The organism is Luteibacter sp. P4_D7_3 (assembly GCF_056401735.1).
Genome location: NZ_JBFUIT010000546.1, coordinates 1 through 1,447, shown reverse-complemented (window position 1 = coordinate 1,447; position 1,447 = coordinate 1). Strand labels below are relative to the sequence as shown.

Genomic DNA, 1,447 nt, shown 5'->3' with positions numbered 1-1,447 from the left:
GTGTTCCACGGTGCCGGCGACGCTCACGCCGGGCCGGACGAGCCGTACCTGTTCGGACGGGTCAGGGTCAGCGGTCCGGATAAGGAGCGCAGCAGTTACCGTTCGTTCGCTTCGTTCGCCGATCCCGATGGCAATGGGTGGCTCTTCCAGGAGATCACCCAGCGCCTGCCTGGGCGGATCGATACCGGCATCACGACATTTGCCTCGGCCAGCGACCTTGCGGCTGCGCTACGCCGGGCGGGGGCTGCGCACGGCGAGCACGAGAAGCGAGCCGGCGGCCAGCACGACGAGAACTGGCCGGATTGGTACGCCAGCTACCTCGCCGCCGAACAGTCGGGAGGCGGGCTGCCCCAGTGACCGAGGTTCCCCCGGCTAGGAGAACGCCGGATCGGAGACGGATGCCTGCCCGGTCTCGCGGTGCCCTGCGAACCGCCGGCGAAACGACGCATCGGCATCACTGGTCGCGGTAAGGTCGTACCAATGGTCGCAGCCGGTGATATCGAACCGGGTCTCCGCGTGCTCCCCCGGCTGTAGCCAGAAACGCTGCGGCGGTTGGCGGAGATACGCGTTGGCTTCGATCGTGATGGCGCAAGGACGCCCACCCTCGTTGCTCATGACCAGATGCAACTCACCCGAATGACGTCCCTCGGACATCGTGACCTCGGGTAGCGCGAGACGCCGGCGATCTTCGACCAGGCCCGGCTGCTTACCACTGAACTGGCGAAGGAATCCGTTCGGTCCGATCACCGTGAGGTCGTACGCATCGCCGCTGTTGGAGCTGGTCCAGTAGTCGGACAACGATTTACCGGCTTCCACCGTATAGGTCCACGGACCGTCGGAACGGAGCGACGAGGTCACGCTGAAGCAGGCACCGATGTCGCCGGTGTTGCCGAATCCAAGGACGTAACGTCCCTGTGCCTGGTCGAGCTTGCCTGTCACTTCGAGTGCGTAGGCCAGTGCACGCGCCGGACGTTGCCCACGCTCCTGTCGCGGAAGCTGCTGGTGAGTAGGCGGCGTCGGACTGAAGTCACTGTGGGTAGTGCGATCAGGCTGGTAGCCCGTGGTCGAGGGCAAAGGCGGCACGCGCCCATCGTGGCCTTCAAAATCGAAGGCGCGGGTCAGGTCGCCGCAGACCGCACGCCGCCAGGCAGAGATGTTCGGCTCGCGCACACCGAAGCGCTGCTCGAGGAAACGGAGGATGGACGTGTGGTCGTAGGTCTCCGAACACACCCAGCCGCCCTTGCTCCACGGTGAGACGATCATCATCGGCACACGCACGCCCAGGCCGTAAACACCCGCGTTGAAACCGTTGCCGCCCGCGTAGACTTCACCATCGATGCTGACCGTAGACAGCCCCCGGTCACGTGACTGCGGCGGATACGCCGGTAGCATGTGATCGAAGAAGCCGTCGTTTTCATCGTAGGTGATGAACAGTGCCGTCTTGCTC

At 64.9% G+C, this 1,447-nt stretch carries 2 protein-coding genes; one reads left to right on the top strand and one right to left on the bottom strand.

All coding sequences use genetic code 11. The features are described 5' to 3' along the window. On the top strand, positions 1–357 hold a 357-nt coding region (locus AC1DSN_RS22580), incomplete at its 5' end, for a hypothetical protein (RefSeq protein ID WP_477333062.1). A 15-nt stretch (positions 358–372) separates the two neighbouring features. On the opposite strand, the gene AC1DSN_RS22575 is transcribed toward AC1DSN_RS22580, so the two are convergent. Then, on the bottom strand, positions 373–1,447 hold a 1,075-nt coding region (locus tag AC1DSN_RS22575), incomplete at its 5' end, for a phospholipase domain-containing protein (protein ID WP_477333060.1).